This is a genomic window from Muricauda sp. MAR_2010_75, assembly GCF_000745185.1.
In the GTDB taxonomy this organism is placed as follows: Bacteria; Bacteroidota; Bacteroidia; order Flavobacteriales; family Flavobacteriaceae; genus Flagellimonas.
This window is the reverse complement of record NZ_JQNJ01000001.1, coordinates 1,232,152-1,254,967: the sequence shown is the minus strand read 5'-3', so window position 1 is coordinate 1,254,967 and position 22,816 is coordinate 1,232,152. Positions and strand designations below refer to the sequence as shown.

Here is a 22,816-nt window from a genome sequence, read left to right as displayed (position 1 = left end):
TTAGGGTATATTTAGTTTGATGGAACACTTGGAAATAGAACGAAAGTTTTTGGTGGTCTCGGACGCCTACAAACAGGAAGCCATATCTCAGGTACGCATAGCACAAGGTTTTTTAAACACCGACCCGGAACGAACAGTTAGGGTCCGAATAAAGGGAAATCAAGGTTTTTTAACGGTGAAGGGCCCCAGCAATTCGTCAGGTACAACTCGTTTTGAGTGGGAAACTGAAATCAACGTAACCGAAGCTACCAATCTAATCGACCTTTGCGAAGATGTAATTTTGGAAAAGGTAAGGTTTGAAGTTCCTTTGGGAAACCACTTTTTTGAGGTGGATGAGTTTTTAGGGGAAAACAAAGGTTTGGTCATTGCTGAAGTTGAACTCAAGCATGAAGATGAGGTTTTTGAAAAGCCCAAATGGCTAGGAGATGAGGTAACAGGGCAGCCCAAGTATTACAATTCCCAACTGAGTAAAAACCCATTTTTGCAATGGTAGGGGAGCCCAAAAAATGGCAAAGAAGCATCAATTTACTCAGCGCGGTTTCGGCCTGTATCGCCATTTACTTGGATTTCACAGGACATAATCTCTATCAGCTTTTTAAGCCGTTGACCACTATCCTAATCGTATCCCTATTGTTTTTCGCTCCAAAACAGGGGCATCCAAAGTTCAAATTGATAATGATGGGAGCCTTTGGATTTTGTCTTTTGGGGGATATCCTTTTGCTGAACCCAGCGTATTTTGTTTTTGGATTGGTCGCATTTTTATTGGCGCACGTTCTCTTTATTTTGGGATTCTTACAACACAAAGGTTTTCGGTTCCATTGGGTTTCCTTTGTGCTACTTTTCGCGATTGGAGGAGCTATTTTCTTTTGGCTCAAACCGAGTTTGGGAGATTTTATGCTACCAGTTCTGGTTTATGTTCTGGTGATAACTTCCATGGCATGGCAAGGCATTGGAATGTATTTAAGAGACAAGGGAAAAGCGTATTCATGGATTGCGTTGGCCGTTATACTGTTCATGCTTTCTGATACGCTATTGGCCATAAACAAGTTTAAAGCACCTTTTGTATATGCTAGCGTGCTCATTTTGGGAACGTATTGGCTGAGTATCGGACTGCTTGCCAACGCGACCTTTAAAATTGTTTGGGATAGTAAAGTTAACTCTGGCAATCAAGCTTGAATCAATCTAATTTTTTATCCAAAGCTAGAATCGTGTTCAACAATACATTGGCGCCGTTAGCCATATCTTCTGCCGAGGTGAATTCTTTTGGTGAATGACTGATGCCGCCCTTGCTCGGGACAAAGATCATGCCCGTTGGGGCAATTCGGGCCATATCCTGGGCATCGTGCCCTGCTCCACTGGGCATATATTTATAGGTAAGCCCTATCTCCTTTACGGAATTTTCAATCTCCTTGTAGACCAGAGGGTCGGTCAGGGCGGGGTCTGCCGTGGTATCCAAAGGATGAAACTCAATGGAAACATTGGAAGCATCAGCTATTTCTTGGGCTTTGGCCTTGATAGCTTGGAATACCTTTTCAATCACTTCCGAGGAAAGATCACGGATTTCCAAACTGGTCACCACCTTGCCTGGGATTACATTAGGTGCTCCCGGTTCGGCCTTAATTCGGCCCACGGTTCCTACTTGGGCTCCTTCAAAACTATTGGTGACTTCGTTTACGGCAACAATAAACTTGGCAGCGGCCAAGAGTGCATCTTGTCTTGCGTTCATAGGGGTAGTCCCAGCATGGTTGGCGAAACCGGTAAAGACCACATCCCACCATTTTAGCCCTACAATACCTTCTACAACGCCAATGTTGAGATTTTCTTTTTCCAAAATACCGCCTTGCTCAATATGAAGCTCCACAAAGGCGGCCATACTTCCTTTTTTTCGGATGGCGTCCTTGATGTGTGTAGTATCTCCACCCAAGCGCATAATACCTTCACCCATGGAATATCCTGTGGAATTAATTACTTTAAAGGCGGCTTTGGTCAAGTTCCCGGACATAGCTCGGCTACCCATTACACCCCCTTCTTCATTGGGAAAAATGATGACCTCCAATGGATGTTTGGTCTTGATGTTATGGTCATTTAAGGTTGCGATAACTTCTAAGGCTGCCATGGAACCCACACAACCATCATAATTTCCACCATTGGGCACGCGGTCTATATGGGAGCCAAAAGAGATTGGTTTTTTGGAAGCATCGCTTCCTTTTCGTTTTCCGATAATGTTTCCAGCAGCATCGATTATAACTTCCATTCCATAGTCTTTCATGGTCTGAACCACCCAGTTTCGCGCTTCAATATCGGCATCACTAAAAGCCACCCGTTCTGTTTCGCCGTTTTCTTGTAGTCCGAATTCCGCTAGGTCAAAAATGCGTTTTTCCAGACGGTCTTGATCCACTTTAATTTCTTTTTTTTGGGCAGTAAGGGAAATTGACACCAATAAAACGAATAGCGGAATAATGCGAAAAAACATGATTGAAGGTTTAGCGTGTTCTTTTCTAAGATAATCATTTGAGGTGAAAACCACCCAAAACCCTATGCATTCTCCGCAGCGGGCCTATCCAATTTTGGACTGATGAACTTGAGGTGGGCCCACTTTGTGGTCAATCCGTTGAATAAGGGTGGAAGCAGCCCCAAGGCGAATAACAAACCAGCAATCAAAAAAATGGTATAGCCCGAAGCGAAAAAAGTGCCACTGTTGAGCACCCCTAGAATGAGCATGGTTGAAAGGGGAAAGGAAAGTGCCAATATGGCAATACCAAAATCATTATTGAACGTTTTTTTCTTGGGCTTGTTTTCCAGTTCCAAACCATCCACCGCAGCAATATGGGCATAGGGCCAAAAACTACAGGCGCTCAATCCAAAAGCCATGGTGAGCAGGATTTCATTTTGAGCTTGAATACCTGTTATCATTATAAAAGTTCCGGAAATTAGCAGGACCAGACCTGCTCTAGTACACAAAAGTGAGAAGATCTGAAAAAACTGTTTTCTTTTGATTTTAACGGCTAATCCAATAAACAGTAAAACCAATGGAGTCATGATGAGGCTTAATTTCTCCAAGGTTTCACTTAAAAAGAAGGGCAGTGAATCCATGGTAAATCCGAAAACCAATAAGAGCAGTGCCACACCAATAAAAATGTTGACGGGTTCGGAAATCATGGCCTTGAGCATAGGTCCCAATTGAGCAGAACCTTTTTTACTTTGGTTGGATTGCAGCGCATAATGCCAATTCATGGCAACGAGGTAAAGGAAGAAAAGTACGAAGACTTTATTTCCCAAATCGGCCATTGCAGCCTTGGCCAAATAGTCCTCCCCTAAAAACTCAAGCACAAAGGGAAAGCAAGACAATCCGGGAGCCAAAGAGGGAATTAAAAGCTTGGCGGTACGATATTCTGGAGTCTTTTTACTGATTCCCATGAGAGGCAAAACCATGGGCATGGCCAAAAACAAGAGTAGGTTGAGCCCAAGGGCGAGGAGGGGCAAAACCAGTAAATGTAATTCTACTTTTATGCCTAAAAGGGCAATAAAAATAGTGGCCGGCAAGGCAAGGTTAAGGATGATTTTTTTGATGCCAGAAATCTCTTCCTTGGACTTAAACTTTACTTTAAGTAGAACTCCAATGAAGATAAAAAATAGAAATACAATGGTTTTTTGTAGGCTGATATCTATTATACTATATCAATACCTTATTGATGGCGTCGGTGAACAATTTCATTTCGTCCATAGTGCCCATACTTACCCGACACCATGTTTTATCCATGAACTCAAAGGCTCGGACACCGACTTTTAATTGGGTCATTTTGTCCAAAAATGCATTACCATCCATTTCGATGGGGAAAATGAGAAAACTGGTATGGGAAGGAACATAGGAAAAGCCCATTTGATCTAGACTTTGGTAGACATATTCCCTGCATTCTGCATTCAAGGTACGGGATGAATCGATGAACTCGGTGTCATCCATTGCAGCCATTGCGGCATATACTGATGGATAGGAAATTCCCATACCGCCACGGGTTATATTTTCAAGTTTTGCCAAGGTGGATTCTTGTGCTACGATATAACCTACACGCAGGCCAGCCATACCATGAATTTTCGAAAAAGTTCTTGCAATAATAACATCCTTCCCCTCATTGATCAAGGAAACCATACTCTTTTTTGCACCTTCATCCAAGAACCAGAGATAGGCTTCATCCACAAAAACAGGAACTTTTTCTGAAACCCTGGAACAGAAATCCACAAGTTCTTCATGGTCTGTCATAGTTCCTGTAGGGTTATTGGGATTACAGATATAAACCAGTTTTGTATCTGAATCCACAGCGGCCTCCATGGCCTTAAGGTCATGTGACCAATCATCTTTCAGGGGGACGGGCTTCCAGGTAGCACCTACAGACTCAGCCACTCGAATCAGGGACATATAAGCAGGATCAGCGGAAACCACGTTTCCACCGTCCATGAACAAAACCATGGCCGTTTTTTCCAAAAGGTCAGAAGACCCTGGCCCCATCATAATATTTTTGCTTTCCACACCTTCAAAGTCGGCTATCTTGTCAACGAGCTGAAACAATTCCTTCCAGGCATATCTGTTTCCTCCAGGTGCCGCATTTTTAAATGCCTCCAAAGCCATGGGAGATGGCCCATAGGGATTTTCATTTGCATTCAATTTGGCAGCCAAATCAGGGAACATGGAATCGGGCTTTGGTAAAAACTCTTTAAAAAATGGGCTATACACCGCATTTCCATTATTATCCAATTGCAAAGGAGCCCGCGGTGTTTCCGCAAGACCAATGTATGGCAAGGCGATGGCCCCACCCGCTGTGAGCATACTTTTGCGTAACCAATCCCTTCTGTTGATGTTAGTTGTTCCCATGATAGATGATGTTTTTAGTAGTGTTCTTAAAATTATGAGATTACAGGGCAAAAAGCAATACTAAAAACATAAAAATCAACACCTTAAAATATAGAATCCAAAAAATAGAGGTTTCTATTTTCTGATATTGTAAGCGTTGGAACGGAAGGATTAAAGAAAAGTTATTTTTCCAAGGTGCAAATCTGAAGATATTCCACGGTCATAATTCCGCGTAAACTGTTCACTACAATATGATCCAACAACTCCTGAATGCTATATTCTTCAAAAAGATTGGTGTTGGCGTAGACGATGTCTTCCATCCGATACAAAAAAAGCTTGCACATTAGCGCTACATTGACTTTTGGCCGTACTTGACCCAATTTTTGGGCTTTCTCCAGAAGGGGAAACACAATACGCCAAACTATATCTGAACGAAAATTAGCATAAGCCTTGGAGGCTTTTGGATAATATTTATTGAGTCCGTAAAAAAATGATGGACTGATTACCTGCAAGTGGGTCAAGCCCAATCTATAGATAAATACAATGGTATTTAAGGGATTTTTTTCATTGGGATTTTCACCGATATAGTTATCAATGCTTTCGCGGACATTTTGTAAAAGGTATAAAAGACTTTCCGTAACCAATTCTTCCTTGCTGTCGAAGTGCTTGTAAATGGTCTTTTTTGAGATACCAATACTATGGGCCAATTCGTCCATGGAAAAGCGCTTGCTCCCAAATTTGGTAAAATTGGTTATGGCAAATGCCAGTAAGTCTTCTCTGCTATCCACATTGCCGTTTTTTATCTCCATCCACCGCCCAAAGCGCGATACAATTCGACCATCGCATTCAACTGCCCATACTGTGAATCCACATAACTCAATTCAGAATTCAGGGCATTTTGTCTAGCCGTAAGTACTTCCAAATAATTGGCAAGACCATTGTTCAGCAATTCCTCTGAATAGTCCTCTGCCGTGGAATAAGCTTCCAATTCTTTGGAACGGGCTTCCAATTTTTGAGTTTCAGCATTATAGGTGTACAAGGCGTCTGAAACTTCCCTTCCTGCTGTGAGCAAGGCTTTTTTGTACGACAAAAGTGCTTGTTCCTGTTGTGCCTTGGCCACTTCCATTTGGGTACGCAGTCTTCTTCCATTAAGAATTGGTTGGGTGAGTGAACCCACCAGTTGGGAAAAGAGGGAGCTTGCATCCAACCAATTGTCGAACTCCAAACTTTGAAACCCACCTGCAGCTGTAAGACGCAATGAAGGATATAGACTGCTTTGGGCTACATTGGTCAGTTCAAAGGCGTTGATCAATCCGTATTCAGCTTGCATCACATCTGGACGATTTGCCAAGAGTAGGTAGGGAACACCAGTTTGCAAATCACTTTTGATGGATTGATTTTCTAAACTTCCGCGTTGTACTTCATGTGGAGGTTCACTCAGCAAAATGCAAAATGCATTTTCCAACAATTTAATGTTGTTTTCCAAATCAATGAGGATAATTTCAGTGGTATGCACTTGGGCTTCGGTCTGTTTTACGGCCACTTCGGTCACCTGACCTGCATCTTTAAGGGCAATTGTGGTTTCCAAGCTGCTTTTTCTCGCTTCCAAGGCTTGCTCTGCAATTTCCCGTTGTTTGTCCAAGGCCATCAATTGATAATAAGTGTTTGCAATGGCAGCCACCAAATCCGTTTTTACCGCTTGATGGGCAGCCACACTTTGCAGGTAAGACGCCCCCGAAGCGCGCTTGTTGCTTCTAATCTTGCCCCAGACATCAGCCTCCCAAGAAAGGGCACCAGAGAGTTCGTATTGTTCCAAGGCACTGGTAAAAAAGCTACCAAATTGGCTGTTTCTTGAGTTTTTGGTACGGGTAAAACTTGCCGTTCCACTTAAGGTTGGGAAATACCCAGCCTTTCCCTGTTTTACATAAGCTTCGGCAGCTGTAACGCTCTGGAGGGCAATTCGGATGTCCAAGTTGTTTTCCAGTCCCTGCTCAATGTAGGATTTCAGCTGTTCGTCATTAAACAGGTCCCGCCACGAAACATTGGCCATGGAGACACTATCTTGGGGTAGATTGTCCGTACGGTATAAACTTTCTGTTTCCACTTCGGGCCGATCATAGTTTTTAGCCACAAAGCAGGACTGTAACAACAAAGGTGCTGAGAGCAACAAAATGAATTTATATATGGGTTGAATTTTCATGGGTAATCTACTTTGTTCGGTCAATGAATGATTAGGCATTACTTTCTTCAATGGTTACTTCCGGTTTTCCTGAAATGCGTTCTTGAAGGGCTTGAAAGACCACAAATAGCACGGGTATCACAAACACTCCAAAAATAGTTCCGATAAACATACCTCCAACGGCACTCAGCCCAATGGACTGGTTTCCAATGGCGCCGATTCCAGAGGACAGGGCCAATGGCATCAAACCAAAGATGAAGGCAAAAGAAGTCATCAAGATGGGTCGAAGCCTTGCCCGGGCACCATCCGCAGCAGCCTCAAATAATGATAATCCGGCTCTCCTTCTTTGCAAGGCAAACTCCACAATCAAAATGGCATTTTTGGCCAATAGTCCAATCAACATGATCAATGCAATCTGGAAATAGATGTTGTTCTGCAACCCTGCTAGATTTATAAAAAGAATGGCGCCTGCAAGTCCAATTGGTAATGAAAGCAGTACCGAAAGGGGCACAATGTAACTTTCATACTGCGCACTGAGCAAGAAGTACACAAAAACAAGGCTCAAAATAAAAATAAGCACGGTCTGTGAACTGGCATTGCTTTCCTCTCGGGTAAGTCCAGAATAGTCATAGCTATAGGAATTGGGCAATACTTGCGCAGCCACTTCCTCAATGGCATTTATGGCATCCCCGGTACTGTACCCAGGGTTGGGCACACCACTTATTTTTACTGAACTCAACAGGTTGAACCGTTCCACTACCTCGGGACCATAAATCTTTTTCAGATTTACGAATTGGCTTACAGCAACGGATTCATCATCCTCGTTTCGCACATAAATATGGTTCAAGGAATTTTCGTTGGCACGATCTTCTGGCTTAGCTTGGATCATGACACGGTATTGTTTTCCAAACTTGTTGAAATCCGTGGCATAAATTCCTCCATAATAGCCTTGGAGAGCATTGAACACATCGGTGGCAGAGAAACCGGCCATTTTTATTTTTTCTATATCGATTTCCAAATCGTATTGTGGAAATCCAGGATCAAATTGGGAAATGGCATATTGAATTTCGGGTCGTGCATTCAAAGCTCCCAAGAACTGATTTTTCACATCATTGATGGCCAACCAATCATCAGTCCCTTTGTTTTGCAATTGTACTTCAAACCCGGAATTGGTTCCGAAACCTTGAATACTGGGCGGCGTAAAGTAAATGATCTGAGCATCCTTAAATTGTCCTGAAGTGGCTCTTAGCCTTTGCATAGTGGCATTCACGGATAGCGAATCGGCTTCCCGTTCGCTCCAGTCCTTCAATTTCATAATGGAAAAGGCATAGGAGCCGGCACTTACCCGGTTCAGCAAACTGAACCCGGCCACACTCATTCGAGCTTCCACAATGTCCATGGATTCATAGATAGAATCTAACTGCATGATGGTTTCTTCGGTCTTTTCAATGGTGGTTCCGGGAGGCATGCTTACATTGACAAAAATGATACCCCGGTCCTCATCTGGAACAAACCCTGCAGGGGTGGTCCTAAAAAGAATAATGGCCAATACGCTAAACCCGATCAACATGGCCACCGTGACCCACTTTCGTTTCACCAAAGTTCCCACGGTATTGGTGTATTTGTTGGTGATGGCCATAAAGCCAACATTGAAGGCTCTGAAAAAGCGTTTCAACAATCCTGATTTATGGTTTTTATCGGGGTCGTGTGGTTTTAGAAATAACGCGGCCAAGGCAGGACTCAACGTTAAAGCATTTACTGCTGAAATTAGGATGGCCACGGCCAGTGTAATACCAAACTGTTGGTAAAATACCCCTGAAGACCCCTGAATAAAGGATACGGGAATAAACACGGCAGACATCACCAATGTTATGGAAATGATGGCCCCGGATATTTCGCTCATGGCCGTTTTTGTAGCCGTTTTAGCCGAATCACCACCTTGTTCCAACTTGGCATGGACAGCTTCCACCACAACAATGGCATCGTCCACCACAATACCAATGGCCAAGATCATGGCGAAAAGGGTCAACATATTGATGGAATAGCCAAACAGTTGCAGGAAGAAAAAGGTTCCGATAATGGCCACGGGTACGGCTATGGCCGGAATTAAAGTGGACCTAAAGTCCTGTAGAAATAGGAACACCACAATGAATACCAAAATAAACGCCTCAATCAGGGTTTGCACTACGTGATCAATGGAAGCATCCAAAAAATCCTTGGTGTTAAAGGGGATGACATAGTCCAGTCCTTTGGGAAAATCTGCTTTACTTTCCACCAAGATTTGTTCGACTTCATCAATGATTTCCTTCGCATTAGATCCCGCGGTCTGGTATACACCTACGGCTACACCGGGATTTCCCATCCCTGAGTTTTTTCGAACGTAACTGAAAGCACCCAATTCGATTTCTGCAACATCCTTTAGGCGAAGAAAACCTCCATTGTCTGTTGTTTTTAGAATGATGTTTTCATATTCCTCCACCTCGGAAAGTCGCCCCTTGTATTTCATCACATACTCAAAGATGCCTTCCGCATTTTCCCCGATCTTTCCGGTAGCCGCCTCACGGTTCTGCTCCCTTAAGGCAGCCTGTATATCGGCCGGTACCAAATTGTAGGCTGCCATTTTATCGGGAGAGATCCATATTCGCATGGAATAATCTTTGGCGCCAAAAACGTTCACGTTTCCAACACCTTTAATCCGCTGTAAACGGGGAACCAAATTGATTTTGGCATAGTTTTCTACAAAGGTGCCATCGTAATTCTCATTTTCGGAGAAGATGGAGAAGAAAAGGAGGGCACTGTTCTGTGCTTTTTGGGTGTTTACCCCAGTCTGGATTACTTCTTGGGGCAAAAGGCTATTGGCCCTGGCCACTCGGTTTTGTACGTTTACTGCAGCAATATCTGGGTCAACCCCAAGTTCAAAGAAGACACTGATGCTTGCCGCACCATCGTTACTTGCGGATGAGGTCATGTAGGTCATGCCTTCAACACCATTGATTTGTTCTTCCAAAGGAACCACCACACTTTTTAATACGGTTTCGGCGTTTGCCCCAGTATAGTTGGCGGTAACCTGAACGGTTGGTGGCGCAATCTCTGGGTATTGTTCTACGGGCAAAGTGGTAAGTCCCAAAATACCAAGAATCACAATGATAACTGATATCACAGTGGAAAGTACGGGACGATCTATAAATTTTTGGAACATATAGTTTTTCTAAAATGTTGGCAGTAATTTTTTATTGGACAGGGTTGATGGTCTGTCCATCCCTAAGTTTTGAAACTCCTTCAGAGACAATGGTGGTTCCTTGGTCAAAACCATCGGCCACGATAAACTCTGAATCCGTTTGGGCCACAATGTTCAAAGGCATTGTTGATACGGAATCTCCTTCTTTTAATACATAGACCATCTTGCTTCCTTGAAGGTCAACGGTGGCAAATTGGGGAATTACCCAAACGTCTTCGTAGGTCGATGGAATTTTTATTTTTCCCGTACTTCCCGAGGTCAACAGGGTATTTGGATTTTCAAAATCGGCCCTTAAAGTCACACTTCCGGTTGTACCATTGATGAGGTTGTTGATCATGGCAATTTTACCTTTCTGCGGATAGGTTTCTCCATTGATCATGACCAACTCCACCTCGGGGCTTACATCAGCAGTAACAGAGCCATTTTCCGAAACCATTTGTTTTTTCATTTCAAGAAGTTCTTTCTCGTTCATGGAAAAATAGGCACGTACTTGGCTGATATCGGAAACCATTGTTAAAGGTTTGGACATGGTGGCACTTACCAAAGCGCCTTCTTTGTAGGGAATCTCACCAATGTATCCATCTACCGGGCTCGCAATGTGGGAATATCCAATATTTGCCGTAATGCTTTGGTAATTGCTCTTGGCCTGTTGCAATTGAGCTTTGGCGGTCTCCAATTGCACATTGCTGATAATGCCTTTTTCTACCAAGGGGACCAGTTTGTCCACTTCAACTTGGGCCACGTTTACGGCAGACTTGGCCGCTTTGGCATCTTGGGTCAAGGTTTGGGTTTCCAACTTAAAAAGCAACTGACCTTTTTTGACCTTTTGACCTTCTTCTACATAAATGTGCTGCACAAAACCAGATACTTTGGGCCTTATTTCCACATTTTGCTTTCCTTCCAGGGTGGTGGGGTAGGTATTGTACACCGTGATGTCCTGTTTTTTAAGATTCAACACCTTTAAAGCGGGCGGAGGTGGTGTACTTGCTTGCTGCTGGGTCTTGTTTCCGCAAGAGAGCAATAGAAATGTGATTGTTATTGCTATAGTCGTTTTGATTGTTTTCATGTTGGTACTGAAGATGTTATAGTTGTAGGGTTTTATAAACGGTTTGGCAATCATGTTCTTGTAATCAAAGATGTTCTTGATATTTTTCTATCTGTTCTTTTAAAAGCACTTCATGTTTGGTGATGTAATCCAAGTATACGCTGGTTTTGGCCTTGCTATCTTCATATTTTTTAGGGCTGTTGTTTTTAAAATAATTCTGGACCAAGGCGAAGATTTCCTTTTCTTTTTCAATACGCTTTAGATTTTCCTCCAATTTGGAAAGAAAGAATGTCTTGCGTTCGGCAAGGGTAAAATAGCGCCTGCGGTCACCGGGTTTTGTGAAGTAGGTGACAATGCCCATGTTCAACAGCAGATTTAGTGATGTGGATATGGAACTTTTACTGGCACCTCTTTTTTCCAGACAGTCATCAAAAGTTAGCCCATCTTCATTGGTCAAGACCAAAATGGCATAAATCCGAGCTGCAAGTGGTGGCAGATTGTTCTCAACCTCAAGATGGACCCCCAAGGTTTCTATCAACTCATCTTTGGTTTTTTCCATAGTAAACCGAATTTGAAAGTGCAAAAGTAGTGTTGGTTCGGTATTTACAAAACTAAGCGAACTTAAACTTGTGTTAAAACTTAGTGCTAGTTTTTAAAAATGAAAAAATAGAAGGTCAAAAGGCCTAAAATGCGCTTTTGAATTGTTCCAAAAAGCGGACATCATTTTCGCTCAACAAGCGAATATCTGAAATTTGATTGAGGAGCAGGGCAATACGGTCTATTCCCATGCCAAAGGCAAAGCCAGAGTAGACATCGGGGTCAATTCCACAGTTCTTCAAGACATTGGGGTCTACCATTCCGCAGCCCATAATTTCCAACCAACCCGTTCCCTTGGTCATGCGGTAGTCGGTTTCGGTTTCCAGTCCCCAATACACATCAACCTCGGCGCTGGGTTCCGTAAACGGGAAATAGGACGGGCGCAATCTAATCTTTGATTTTCCGAACATTTCGGAAGTGAAATACTGCAGTGTCTGCTTCAAATCAGCGAAAGACACGTTCTTGTCCACATAAAGACCTTCCACCTGGTGGAAAAAACAGTGCGAGCGGGCAGAGATAGCTTCGTTCCGATAAACCCTTCCGGGAGAAATGGTACGGATGGGCGGTTTATGGCTTTCCATGTAGCGCACTTGTACCGATGAGGTATGTGTCCGAAGTAAAATATCCGGGTCTGTTTGAATAAAGAAAGTGTCCTGCATATCCCGTGCAGGATGGTATTCTGGAAGGTTCAGTGCCGTGAAATTATGCCAATCGTCTTCAATTTCGGGTCCTTCTGAAACATTGAACCCTATTCTTGAGAAAATATCGATGATTTGATTTTTAACAATGGATATGGGATGCCGAGCTCCCAAGGCAATGGGCTCACCGGGACGGGTAAGATCACCATATTTGCCTTTGGCCTCCACTTGGTTTTCAAGTGCGGTTTTTAGTGCATTTACTTTATCCGTTGCGGCATTTTTCAATTGATTGACTACCTGACCGAACTCTTTCTTTTCTTCATTGGGCACGTTTTTGAACTCAGCAAAAAAGCCGTTCAAAAGTCCCTTTTTTCCCAAATACTTGATTCGGAAAGCTTCAATTTCATCTTTTGAGGTTGAGGTGAATTTCTCCACTTCAGCCAAATGCTCCTTAATGGTATCAATCATGTTTGATGGCTGTATTGGCGGACAAATTTAGCAAATTGTCCTTGAATATGTAGGCAATAAGAAAATGTACTGCAACACCACCAAAAAAATGCCATAACCAATGGGTGCCCATGGGAAAGAAAGTCTGGGTAAGATCAATGCTTCTGAAGAAAATCGCAATTCCAAAAATTGCAAAGGAAAGGATGACCAAAACTAGATTTCCCCCCTGGGTTCTTACCAAATACCAAACCAAGGGAAGCAAAATGGTTATTGCTGTGATAATGTAGCCCAAAGAAATTCGCCACGAGCTGGGAATGGGAAGAATTCGTAACAAGAAAGATGCTCCCAAAAGCAGAACAATCAAAAGTGCACGCCCCCACCAAACTTGTACCAATTTAAAGGTAAAGTAGATGACCAATGCCGCACATAAAAGCATAATGGGCATCCAGTCCAGTTTAAGCCAGAATTCATGGCTACGAGTGGCATGGTAAATTGTGCCTCCAACATAGCTTATGGCAATTACAGGGAGCACCCATGCCAAGAAAAGGTGTTGTTTGGGATTTTTATAGATTTTGGTTCCCCAATACACCAAAAGGACCAAAAAAACAAGGTTACTGTAGGTATTGAAGGGCTCCACAGGCAACCTACCTTCAACCGTTTCCAAATAAATGGGTCCTGAATCGTTAGGAAATCTTAGGAAGGACATGTTAAGAATAGGTTTGTTTGGCTATGATTCGGGTTTATTATTGTCACCTATCCAGGCCATACAAGATTTGAAATTTTCAAAGATATGTTCATGGGGGATGAGATCGGGGATAATATCAATACGCTCCATCATATATTTGGGTTGGTCCAAAATATTGACCAAAAGCACAGTGATGTCTTTTCGCAAAAGATCTTGCAGTACATCTTCCATGGCATACAATCCAGATTGGTCCATATACTGCATTCTTCCCATTCGGATGACTACGGTTGAAGCGTTATGGGGAATTTGGGAGGCCAACTGCTGAAACTCATTGGTAGAGCCAAAAAACAAGGGGCCTTTAATATGTTTTATAAAAACTTCTTCCTTGATTTTGGCCGGAAGATTTTTTTCATCGGACCATGCTTCTTCGCGCAGGGGTTTAACATCGGATCTTTGTGCGGTAAGGTCCCCAATTTTTTTCATGAACATTAAGGAGGCGATCACCAAGCCAATTCCAACGGCATAAACAAGGTTCCATACTGAAGAAAGCACCATCACAACCAACATAATAATCACTTCTGAACTCAGCTTTAATGGTCCCAGTTTTATGTCTTTGGGAAGATGGGGAATCGCTTTTAATCCCCTATAATCCATTACCCCGATACCCACTGTCACCAAGATACCAGCCAAAACTGCAGCGGGAATTTGGGATGCCACCGGCCCAAGGGCCAATAAAATGATAAGGAGTAGGACACCAGCGATCATACCGGATAGTTTTGTTTTGCCTCCCGAATTAATGTTGACCACGGTTCTGATGGTGGCCCCCGCTCCGGGAAGGCCTCCAAAAACGGCAGCAATACTGTTTCCAATGCCTTGCCCCACCAATTCTTTATTGGGTTTGTGCTTGGTTTGGGTCATGTTATCGGCTACCACTGAGGTAAGCAAGGAGTCAATGGCTCCGAGCAAGGCCAAGGTAAGAGCCGTAAAAATATAGGGGGTAATTGAGCTAAGCTGAAAGCCAGTGAAGATTTCCAAATTGGGAATGGGCAATCCACTTGGAATCTGCTCAATAGGGCGATACTCCAATCCAAATCCAAAAGCGGCTCCAGAAACAACAATAAGGGCCACTAAAGTACTGGGAACAGCTGTGGTAATGCGTTTAAAACCATAAATGATAAGAATGGTGGCCAAAGCAAGTCCAAGTTCCAACCAGTTTATATTCATTAGGGCACGGGGCAGCACTCTAAATGTGCCAACAACCCCAGAAGCATCCTTGGCCGCCAAGGTACTGGCTTCCTTTTGCATGTCAGCTGAAGTAATATTTTTGGCTCTTCTAATGGTCTCCTCAAAATTCTCCAAAACCAGAATGCCTTCGCCAGCTTCTTCTTGGAGTATATTCTCTAAGATTCTTTCCTCTGCCTCGGGCATAAACTGGTCTACATATGTGTCATCTTCCTTGGGGTAATAGCCTACGGCGGGCAGTATTTGTGTGACTAAAATGATGACTCCAATGGCGGTCATGAATCCGGAGACCACGGGGTATGGAATGTACTTAATATATTTTCCCAAGCCGATGAGCCCGAGACCTATTTGCATAAGTCCAGCCAAAAGAAAAATTGTTAGGATAGCTGGTAGGGCTTGGTTGATGTCCCCATCATTTATGGCCACTATTCCCGCAATAACCACCATACTTACGGCAGTCATAGGTGCCGTGGGGCCAGAAATTTGAGTATTGGTGCCTCCAAAAAGGGCTGCAAAAAAACTTATGAAAATAGCGCCATATAAACCGGCACTGGGGCCAAGTCCGGAGCTTACCCCAAAAGCAAGTGCTAAAGGTAATGCCACGATTCCTGCGGTAATGCCTCCAAATAAATCTCCCTTTAAATGTTTAAACATTGGATTGGTTTCGGTTGTGTAGTTTGAAGATACTAATTTTACCATACAAAAGGGCCGATGATCTTAAGATCATCGGCCCTTTCAATGGATTGTTAAAAAAGAGGCTACAAAAATGTCACTTTACCATCCGAGATGTCGTACATGGCACCCACAATGGCAATTTCTCCATTGTCCTCCATCTCTTTTAGGACCTCACTTCTTTTCCGGATATCCGCTATGGCCATTTCAACGTTTTTAATGGCGACGGCATCCACAAAATCAAGGTTCTTGGATGTTCTCAAAGCTTCATCTGCTGGTTCTGGAACAGCTGCAACTGCAGGCTCAATCTTATTGATGAGTTTGGTAAGGTTGCCCAGGCGTGCATGGTCACAAGCGCCTTTTATGGCACCACAACTGGTATGGCCTAGAACAACAATTGCCTTGGTTCCGGCCAATTTACAGCCAAACTCCATACTGCCCAAAATATCCTCGTTTATAAAATTACCCGCAATCCTTACACTAAAAATGTCTCCAAGGCCTTGATCAAAAACCAATTCAGCGGAGACTCTGGAATCAATACAACTTAGAATGGTCGCAAATGGAAATTGGCCATCTTTAGTATCATTTACTTGCTCTAAAAGATTTCTGTTGGCCTTTAAATTCTGTTGAAAACGCTCATTGCCCTCCTTCAAAAACTGGAGCGCTTTTTGGGGCGTCATGGTGGCTTGTGTTTCTTTGGTGTGTGCTTTCATATCAATATTTTATGCCGATTTTTTCGGTCTTAGATTAAAAAATTCTATATAACTCGGGGGGTTTTCAACCTCCCCTCTCTCAGAAATAAGTTTTATATCAATATTCCTACTTTTGGCCTTGCTTGAAAAATCTTCCAAGATTTCTACAATATCATTGTCCAAATATCTGGTCTTTCGAACATCCAATTCAAGATAGGAGTTTTCTGGTATACGATCAAGCTCCTTCAAGATCGCTCCCTTGTTGAAGAAAGTTACTTCTTCGGCCAAGGTCATTTTTATTTTGTGTGCTCCATTGCTTTTATCTTCAATATGGAGAAAGTGGGAGTTTTGATAGCTTTTGATCAAGATGACCACAATACCAACACCCAATCCTAACCCAATTCCTATCAATAAATCAGTGAACACAATGCCCACTACAGTCACCACAAAAGGGACAAACTGTTTCCAACCAGCATCGTACATGGTCTTGAACAAACTTGGTTTGGCCAATTTAAAACCTACAATAAATAGAATCGCCGCCAAAACGGATAATGGTATCATATTAAGTAATGTTGGAATCAACATAACAGATGCCAACAAGAAAAAGCCATGGATAATGGCGGAAGCTTTGGTTTTACCTCCAGACTGTATGTTGGCTGAACTACGCACAATAACCTGGGTTACGGGCAAACCACCAACCAAACCGGAGAAGGTGTTCCCCACCCCTTGGGCCAATAACTCCCTATTGGTAGGGGTTACTCGTTTTTCGGGATCTAATTTATCAGTGGCCTCAACACACAATAGGGTTTCCAAACTGGCTACCAATGCAACGGTAAAGGCAGTGATCCAAACCTCTGGATTTGAAATGGCCGAGAAATTGGGAAAACTCAACAAGCCGGCAAAAGATTCAAGGCTATCGGGAACGGGAACACTTACCAAATGCTCTTTTGAAATAGCCCACGAAGGGTTGTCTTGGGTAATTACAAAATAAACAATTCCCAATACCACAGCTACTAAGGGACCTTGTATCAGCTGAAATATTTTTGCTTTTTTACTCAAGACCCTGTCCCATAAAATAAGGATGGCCAATGCTATCACAGCAATTATGGTGGCCCCAGGGCTAATAAAATTAATGGAATTAATAATTTCACTAAAGGTGTTTTCACCATCTACTTGAAAGAATGCAAAATCTCCTTCAGGATCGGAGTCATAGCCGAAAAAGTGGGGAATTTGTTTTAGAATGATGATAATCCCAATTCCGGTAAGCATTCCTTTGATCACCGAGGAGGGAAAGTAATAGGCAATTACCCCGGCTTTTAGCAATCCGAAGATAATTTGGATGATTCCACCCAAAACTACGGCCACCAGGAAATTTTGATAACCCCCCAGGGTGCCGATTGCTGTCAATACTATAGCGGCAAGTCCTGCGGCCGGTCCGCTTACCCCAATTTGGGAACCACTGAGTGAACCTACCACAATACCCCCTATAATACCGGCAATAAGTCCGGAAAATAGAGGAGCGCCACTGGCCAGGGCAATACCCAAACAAAGGGGAAGTGCCACAAAAAAGACCACAATACTGGCAGGCAAGTCGTTTTTAATATACTTGAACATAATAATTAGTTAGTTGTGCCTTCAAGTGTAAGATTGTTTGAAGACGGTTAGAAATTGATTCAAATGTTTGGGAAGTATTAAATCAATCTCCTGGGGGGAGGGTCAAGTATCTCAACGGTATATTCCAATACGGGGAATAAATATCCGGCCGTTGTATAATGTTTATCTTGAGCAAGAAAGTCCGAAGAAACGGCAAAGTAATTTTTGATGAAGAAATCCTTTTCATCAAATTTTTTCTCTGACTCTTCTTTTTTGCTGCTTTTTTCTTCTTCCGCGGACAAAACAAGGGTTTTACTAAATTCCTTGTCCAAAAATGGTATAAGGGGTGAGGCCAATAAGGAGAATATCAGCAACACAGAAACAAAAGGAAATGCAATTGTTCTTAACACACGGTACCGTTTTGCGTAAAAATAAGAGGGAAGACCATTACTTTTTGTTAAATAAGTTTTAAAAATCCTTTAACAACTTAATATTATCGGTCAACAACCATCCAGTTTGGCCGTCTGCTATCCTTATTTTACTCCAATCGTCCAAATGGTCCATAACGTTAACTTTGGTGCCTTCATGTAAGGTAAAAACATTTTCGCTATTGTAATTGGGTTCGGAGGAAACCTGAACTTCCTTACTAAAAACTATGGCAGGGTTATCGTTTTTAAACCCTTGGAATTGTAGGTAGGCCATTAATACACATACCACCGCCAAAGCCAGTGAAAAGATACTGGTTACAAAAGCTATTCGTTTTTGATTGGCATATCGGAGAAAAAAATATGCTAAATAGGCTAGTACGAACAAAAAGATGAGGGTAACTGCCAAATAGGCCCATTGGTCAAAAGAAAAAAGGTTCACTACCGTATTGTAGATTTGGGAGATTTCGGTTTTTGGCATTTCTTCAATGGCATCCAATCGCATATTCTGGGCATATCCTAAATTATTGATGATCTCACTGTCAGTGGGGTCCAACAACAACGCTTTTTCGTAATAGTAAATACTGGGGCCTATGGCATTCTGTTTGTAGTAGCAATTTCCAAGATTAAAATAAAGTTGTGCCGAATGTTCACCGTTTTCCAGGATTTGCTTGTAATTCTCTATGGCCTTGGAATATTCTCCTTTATTGTAATGCTCTGTGGCTTGGTCAAATAGGCTCTCGTTTTGGGAAAACCCCAAGGAAAATGAAAAGAGACCTAATACAACAATCAACTTTTTTAGATTCATAATTGCTTGTCCAAATTAGAGATTACTTCGCTGGCCTTGTCATAATCATTTTGCATTTGCACATCAGAAAATGGGCTGTAACGTGCCATTTCGCAACTTTTTAGCAAAGCAATAAAACCTTCCACATCTTTTGTGTCAATTTTTTTGTCCTGTAAAATGGATGTGATTTTCTCTTTACTGAACTCTGAGGTTTCAATTTTTAGTTTGGCCTTTAGATAATTGTGCAGACCCTTTTCCAACGCCACATAAAAGGCCTCTTTGTTGCCCAGTTCCTTTTTAGCGGTGGATAGGTATTTTTTGGCCAGTTTGTTGGCTTGTTTCACCTTGTTACCTTCCACATCACGGGCAATGGCTTCTCTTTTCTTAAAGGAAAAAATAGCGATTGGAATCAACAGTAAAGGAGCAAACAGGAGCAAATAAAAGGTGTTGGAACCAAAGAAATAATTTACACCAATGGGGCTAAGGTTAGGGCTCAGCTTTATAAAGTGGAATTGTTTTCCGGTGGGCACTACCAATTGCTGATTTGATGGCGTTCCCGTAATAGCGTTGGAAGAGGCACTGGTTGGCCCTTCCAATACCTCAATATTGATTTCCTCGGAGTTTAGGGTCACATATTTCCCGGTATTCGGATTGAAATAACTGAAGGGAATGCTGGGGATGGGATATTTCCCCCTGAATGAAGGCACAATCGTATAGTTGTTGCTCACCTTGCCCTCCATACCAGAGGTATACGTTTGAATATTTTCTTCGTATTCGGGTTCATATACCTCAAGGGAGCTGGGAAGTTCCGGTTCTGGAAGCTGGAAGAGCTTTAGGTTTCCTTTTCCCGAAACCTCAACCACAGCCTGAAGCGATTCCGAAGCATTCAATTGGGTCTTGCTGGCAGTAACAGAGAATTCAAAATCACCAACAGCACCGCCAAAATTGGCCGGTTTTCCACTCTCAGGCAGTTGTTTTACGTTGATGGTCCTTCTACCTGCAGATACCGTTTTACTGGTCTGTGTATAGATTCGACCTCCAAAAAAGTCCCGACGATTGGTGGGTACGTCCACAAAAATTTCCAGGGAAAGAGGCTCAATTTCCAACTGCCCCGCCTTTTGCGGATAAAGTACCATTCTTTTTAAGATGACATATCTGTAGGGCTTGCCTTCGTAAGTGCCATTTTGGGCCGTATGCTTGGTCACTGGAATCTCTTGGCTCCAAAAATTATTGTATTTGGGATTGTCCAACGGTCTGTAATTGGTAACACTGATGTTAGGACTCACATACAGCTTATAAATGACGGTGACTGCCTCATTGAGGTATGGATTTCCTTTGGAAACTTCCGCTACTAAATGAAGACTCTCATCCGCAACATCGTCCACCGTTTTTTGGTCACTGGGCTTGTCCACAGCGGCGGTCACCTCCACAGTTTTAGAAAGGGTTTTATAGGTTTCCCCACCAATTTCTATGGTAGCTTGATTTATGGTAAAATTACCCCTTGCCGTAGGCACCAAAATATAGGAATAGGTTTTGGAGAAGGTACGCTTTCCATTGATCCATGAGGAACTGATGGATTGTGAAGGTCCCATGACCACCTTAAATCCTTCAAAGGGAGGTGGGGTAAAATTGTCCCCGTCTTTGTTCATGGTAAATTCTACCCGGAGCCGCTCGTTAATGCCCAGTTTTTCCTTGCTGAGGTTCATCTCAAAGGAAACCTCATCATCTTGGGCATGGGAAGAGTGGGCCACAAAAAAAATCGCAGCTAAAAACAACGCTATTTTGCCCCTCAACCTGTGCATTACCAGTCTTTTTCGTTTCTAATTTTTTTGCCCTTTACTTTCATGGCCTCCATTTTTTCCTGCACCTTCTTCTCTTCGTTTTGCATGGCCTCTAGTAGATTCTGTATTTGCTGTTTGGAGAGCTGATTAGGTCGTGGTTTTTGCTCCTGTTCCTGTTCTTCAGGTTGATCTCCTTGATTGGGTTTCTTCTCCTGTTCTTTTTTCTCGTCTCCGTCTCCTTTTTGGTTTTCTTCAGGCTTATCCTCCCCATTCTCACCTTCATCACCCTTATCCTTGTTCTCGTCCTCGTTTTGTTTTCCCTCGTCCTGCTTGTCGTTGTCCCCTTCGTTGTTTTGGTCTTGGTTCTGGTCTTTGTCTTGATCTTGCTGATCCTGATTGTCCTTATTATCTTGGTTCTGGTCGTTCTTTTGCTCGTCTTGTTGCTTTTCCAGCATTTTCTTGGCCAGTGCTAGATTATACCGGGTCTCATCATCATTGGGGTTACTGCGCAAAGCCTCCTTATAGGCTTCCACAGCTTTTTCATATTCCTTGTTTTTCATGAAGACGTTGCCCATATTGTGGAAGGCCTTGTGCTTTGTAGGTTTTTCCTCTGCAGATTCACCTGCCTGTTTGTATCGCCCAAAAGCTTCTCCATAACTTTCCCGGTTGTAGTAAGCATTTCCCAGATTAAAAGGGGCGATCACATTTTCTTTGCTTTTTGATATAGCTCTTCTTAAAACGGCTTCTGCCGTTATAAAATCGTTAGCGGTAAGTTCTTCATTGGCCTCGTAAGTGAGATTTGTGGAAGTCCTTAATGCTTTTTCAGCCTCTTTGTCCACAATTTCGTCTTGTGCATAGGTAATTCCCACACAGCATAAAAGGCCGAACAGCAATCTTGTCTTATTCATCATCATGCTCATTAAAAAGATTCAGTTTTTTCAACCATTGTGTTTTTCGGTCCAAGAGGAAGATATCCAAAAATAAAAATAAAAAGCCTGCAGCGAGAAACCATTGAAATTGATCTTTGTACTCGGCAAACTGCTTGGCTTCAAATTCCGTTTTGTCCATTTGGTTCAATAAGTCTTTGATGTATTCCACTGCCTGTTCGGTATTGGAACCATCAATATACTCTCCATTTCCTCTATTGGCAACCTCTGATAAAATGGCTTCGTTCAATTTGGTGATGACCACCTCTCCTTGGTTGTCTTTCTTTAAACTTTCCACCACCCCATTTCTTTTGATGGGAATTGGGGCTCCCTTGGCTTTTCCAACGCCAATGGTGAAGACCCGGATTCCATTTTGTGTGGCATTGTCCACCGCATTCACCGTGTTATCTTCGGAATGATCTTCCCCATCCGAAACAATGAAAAGCACCCGATTGGTCTGCTCGGTATCATCATAATAGGTGCTGGCCAAGTCGATGGCAGCATCAATGGCGGTACCTTGCGAGGACAACATATCGGTGTTCATGCTCTGCAGGAACATTTTAGCCGCCCCATAATCCGTGGTGATGGGCAATTGGGGATACGCCTGCCCAGCGTAGGCAATGATCCCGATTCTATCACTTGCCAATTGGTTGATGATTTCAGAAACCAATCGTTTGGCTTTTTCCAACCGGTTTGGAGCAATGTCCTCGGCCAACATACTTTTTGAAACATCCACAGCGAAGACAATGTCGACCCCTTCGCGCTTAACGGTTTCCAGTTTCGTGCCTATTTTTGGGTTCACCAATCCCAAAATGAGAAATGAAAGTCCGGCCAAGAGGAAAATCAGCTTTAAGGCCGATTTAAAACTCGACTTGTTCGGGGCCAATCGCTTCAACAAATTGGTATCCGCAAACTGGCGCTGGGTCCTTTTTTTCCAGAGTTGAAGAAAAAAGAAGGCCAGGACCATTATCGGAATAATGCCCAAGAGGTAGAAGTATATTTTTTCGTCAAACTGAATCATTT

20 protein-coding genes are annotated in these 22,816 nt (G+C 42.8%); 2 read left to right on the top strand and 18 right to left on the bottom strand.

From position 1 onward, the window contains the following. Window positions 1-19: 19 nt before the first annotated feature. The gene (locus FG28_RS05620; protein ID WP_036380640.1) at window positions 20-493 is read left to right on the top strand and encodes a CYTH domain-containing protein; all 474 of its coding nucleotides are present in this window, start codon (window positions 20-22) and stop codon (window positions 491-493) included. Next, window positions 487-1,176, top strand: coding sequence for a lysoplasmalogenase (locus tag FG28_RS05615; RefSeq protein WP_036380639.1), 690 nt, complete (start codon window positions 487-489; stop codon window positions 1,174-1,176). Before FG28_RS05620 ends, FG28_RS05615 begins: the two co-directional genes overlap by 7 nt. 1 nt (window position 1,177) lies before the next feature. Here FG28_RS05615 and FG28_RS05610 read toward each other — a convergent pair whose 3' ends face one another. From FG28_RS05610 to FG28_RS05525, 18 genes are all read right to left on the bottom strand, one after another. Beyond that, window positions 1,178-2,473, bottom strand: coding sequence for a Zn-dependent hydrolase (locus FG28_RS05610; RefSeq protein ID WP_036380637.1), 1,296 nt, complete (start codon window positions 2,471-2,473; stop codon window positions 1,178-1,180). A gap of 62 nt (window positions 2,474-2,535) precedes the next feature. Beyond that, window positions 2,536-3,543, bottom strand: coding sequence for a permease (locus FG28_RS05605; RefSeq protein ID WP_156102213.1), 1,008 nt, complete (start codon window positions 3,541-3,543; stop codon window positions 2,536-2,538). 130 nt (window positions 3,544-3,673) lie between these two features. Further along, entirely contained in the window at window positions 3,674-4,867 is a 1,194-nt protein-coding gene (locus tag FG28_RS05600) for a histidinol-phosphate transaminase (protein ID WP_036380633.1), read from the bottom strand. A gap of 161 nt (window positions 4,868-5,028) precedes the next feature. After that, window positions 5,029-5,634 (bottom strand): TetR/AcrR family transcriptional regulator, encoded by a 606-nt coding sequence (locus tag FG28_RS05595; protein ID WP_036386202.1) that lies wholly within the window; start codon window positions 5,632-5,634, stop codon window positions 5,029-5,031. 11 nt (window positions 5,635-5,645) lie between these two features. Then, a complete protein-coding gene (locus tag FG28_RS05590) occupies window positions 5,646-7,046 on the bottom strand; it encodes an efflux transporter outer membrane subunit (protein ID WP_036380631.1) in 1,401 nt (466 codons plus the stop codon). 31 nt (window positions 7,047-7,077) lie between these two features. Further along, complete coding sequence (locus tag FG28_RS05585; RefSeq protein WP_036380629.1) at window positions 7,078-10,224, bottom strand: efflux RND transporter permease subunit; 3,147 nt, start codon at window positions 10,222-10,224, stop codon at window positions 7,078-7,080. A 31-nt stretch (window positions 10,225-10,255) separates the two neighbouring features. Next, window positions 10,256-11,329: an efflux RND transporter periplasmic adaptor subunit gene (locus FG28_RS05580; RefSeq protein WP_036386201.1), complete on the bottom strand. Its 1,074-nt coding sequence runs from the start codon at window positions 11,327-11,329 to the stop codon at window positions 10,256-10,258. A gap of 64 nt (window positions 11,330-11,393) precedes the next feature. After that, entirely contained in the window at window positions 11,394-11,867 is a 474-nt protein-coding gene (locus FG28_RS05575) for a GbsR/MarR family transcriptional regulator (protein ID WP_036380627.1), read from the bottom strand. Between the two features lie 124 nt (window positions 11,868-11,991). Next, window positions 11,992-13,011, bottom strand: coding sequence for a phenylalanine--tRNA ligase subunit alpha (pheS, locus tag FG28_RS05570; RefSeq protein WP_036380625.1), 1,020 nt, complete (start codon window positions 13,009-13,011; stop codon window positions 11,992-11,994). After that, window positions 13,004-13,696, bottom strand: coding sequence for a membrane protein (locus FG28_RS05565; protein WP_036380623.1), 693 nt, complete (start codon window positions 13,694-13,696; stop codon window positions 13,004-13,006). Before FG28_RS05565 ends, pheS begins: the two co-directional genes overlap by 8 nt. Window positions 13,697-13,717: 21 nt before the next feature. Beyond that, window positions 13,718-15,571: a SulP family inorganic anion transporter gene (locus tag FG28_RS05560; protein WP_036386200.1), complete on the bottom strand. Its 1,854-nt coding sequence runs from the start codon at window positions 15,569-15,571 to the stop codon at window positions 13,718-13,720. 104 nt (window positions 15,572-15,675) lie between these two features. Beyond that, window positions 15,676-16,302 (bottom strand): carbonic anhydrase family protein, encoded by a 627-nt coding sequence (locus FG28_RS05555; RefSeq protein ID WP_036380621.1) that lies wholly within the window; start codon window positions 16,300-16,302, stop codon window positions 15,676-15,678. A 9-nt stretch (window positions 16,303-16,311) separates the two neighbouring features. Further along, on the bottom strand, window positions 16,312-17,895 hold the full coding sequence (locus tag FG28_RS05550; RefSeq protein WP_036380619.1) for a SulP family inorganic anion transporter: 1,584 nt from the start codon (window positions 17,893-17,895) through the stop codon (window positions 16,312-16,314). Between the two features lie 77 nt (window positions 17,896-17,972). Continuing rightward, window positions 17,973-18,284, bottom strand: coding sequence for a hypothetical protein (locus FG28_RS05545; RefSeq protein WP_156102212.1), 312 nt, complete (start codon window positions 18,282-18,284; stop codon window positions 17,973-17,975). A 58-nt stretch (window positions 18,285-18,342) separates the two neighbouring features. Next, a complete protein-coding gene (locus tag FG28_RS05540) occupies window positions 18,343-19,107 on the bottom strand; it encodes a tetratricopeptide repeat protein (RefSeq protein ID WP_036380615.1) in 765 nt (254 codons plus the stop codon). After that, window positions 19,104-20,888, bottom strand: a complete 1,785-nt coding sequence (locus FG28_RS05535) for a BatD family protein (protein WP_036380613.1) — start codon at window positions 20,886-20,888, stop codon at window positions 19,104-19,106. The genes FG28_RS05540 and FG28_RS05535 overlap by 4 nt, the downstream gene beginning before the upstream one ends. Next, window positions 20,888-21,775: a tetratricopeptide repeat protein gene (locus FG28_RS05530; protein WP_036380611.1), complete on the bottom strand. Its 888-nt coding sequence runs from the start codon at window positions 21,773-21,775 to the stop codon at window positions 20,888-20,890. Before FG28_RS05530 ends, FG28_RS05535 begins: the two co-directional genes overlap by 1 nt. Then, the gene (locus tag FG28_RS05525) at window positions 21,768-22,814 is read right to left on the bottom strand and encodes a VWA domain-containing protein (RefSeq protein WP_036380609.1); all 1,047 of its coding nucleotides are present in this window, start codon (window positions 22,812-22,814) and stop codon (window positions 21,768-21,770) included. Before FG28_RS05525 ends, FG28_RS05530 begins: the two co-directional genes overlap by 8 nt. Between the last annotated feature and the right edge of the window lie 2 nt (window positions 22,815-22,816).

Bases quoted from the DNA above. Each gene is read 5' to 3' on its own strand.
- FG28_RS05620 (WP_036380640.1), top strand. From the start codon at position 20: ATGGAACACTTGGAAATAGAACGAAAGTTTTTGGTGGTCTCGGACGCC.
- FG28_RS05615 (WP_036380639.1), top strand. From the start codon at position 487: ATGGTAGGGGAGCCCAAAAAATGGCAAAGAAGCATCAATTTACTCAGC.
- FG28_RS05610 (WP_036380637.1), bottom strand. From the start codon at position 2,473: ATGTTTTTTCGCATTATTCCGCTATTCGTTTTATTGGTGTCAATTTCC.
- FG28_RS05600 (WP_036380633.1), bottom strand. From the start codon at position 4,867: ATGGGAACAACTAACATCAACAGAAGGGATTGGTTACGCAAAAGTATG.
- FG28_RS05590 (WP_036380631.1), bottom strand. From the start codon at position 7,046: ATGAAAATTCAACCCATATATAAATTCATTTTGTTGCTCTCAGCACCT.
- FG28_RS05585 (WP_036380629.1), bottom strand. From the start codon at position 10,224: ATGTTCCAAAAATTTATAGATCGTCCCGTACTTTCCACTGTGATATCA.
- FG28_RS05580 (WP_036386201.1), bottom strand. From the start codon at position 11,329: ATGAAAACAATCAAAACGACTATAGCAATAACAATCACATTTCTATTG.
- FG28_RS05575 (WP_036380627.1), bottom strand. From the start codon at position 11,867: ATGGAAAAAACCAAAGATGAGTTGATAGAAACCTTGGGGGTCCATCTT.
- pheS (WP_036380625.1), bottom strand. From the start codon at position 13,011: ATGATTGATACCATTAAGGAGCATTTGGCTGAAGTGGAGAAATTCACC.
- FG28_RS05565 (WP_036380623.1), bottom strand. From the start codon at position 13,696: ATGTCCTTCCTAAGATTTCCTAACGATTCAGGACCCATTTATTTGGAA.
- FG28_RS05560 (WP_036386200.1), bottom strand. From the start codon at position 15,571: ATGTTTAAACATTTAAAGGGAGATTTATTTGGAGGCATTACCGCAGGA.
- FG28_RS05555 (WP_036380621.1), bottom strand. From the start codon at position 16,302: ATGAAAGCACACACCAAAGAAACACAAGCCACCATGACGCCCCAAAAA.
- FG28_RS05550 (WP_036380619.1), bottom strand. From the start codon at position 17,895: ATGTTCAAGTATATTAAAAACGACTTGCCTGCCAGTATTGTGGTCTTT.
- FG28_RS05540 (WP_036380615.1), bottom strand. From the start codon at position 19,107: ATGAATCTAAAAAAGTTGATTGTTGTATTAGGTCTCTTTTCATTTTCC.
- FG28_RS05535 (WP_036380613.1), bottom strand. From the start codon at position 20,888: ATGCACAGGTTGAGGGGCAAAATAGCGTTGTTTTTAGCTGCGATTTTT.
- FG28_RS05530 (WP_036380611.1), bottom strand. From the start codon at position 21,775: ATGAATAAGACAAGATTGCTGTTCGGCCTTTTATGCTGTGTGGGAATT.
- FG28_RS05525 (WP_036380609.1), bottom strand. From the start codon at position 22,814: ATGATTCAGTTTGACGAAAAAATATACTTCTACCTCTTGGGCATTATT.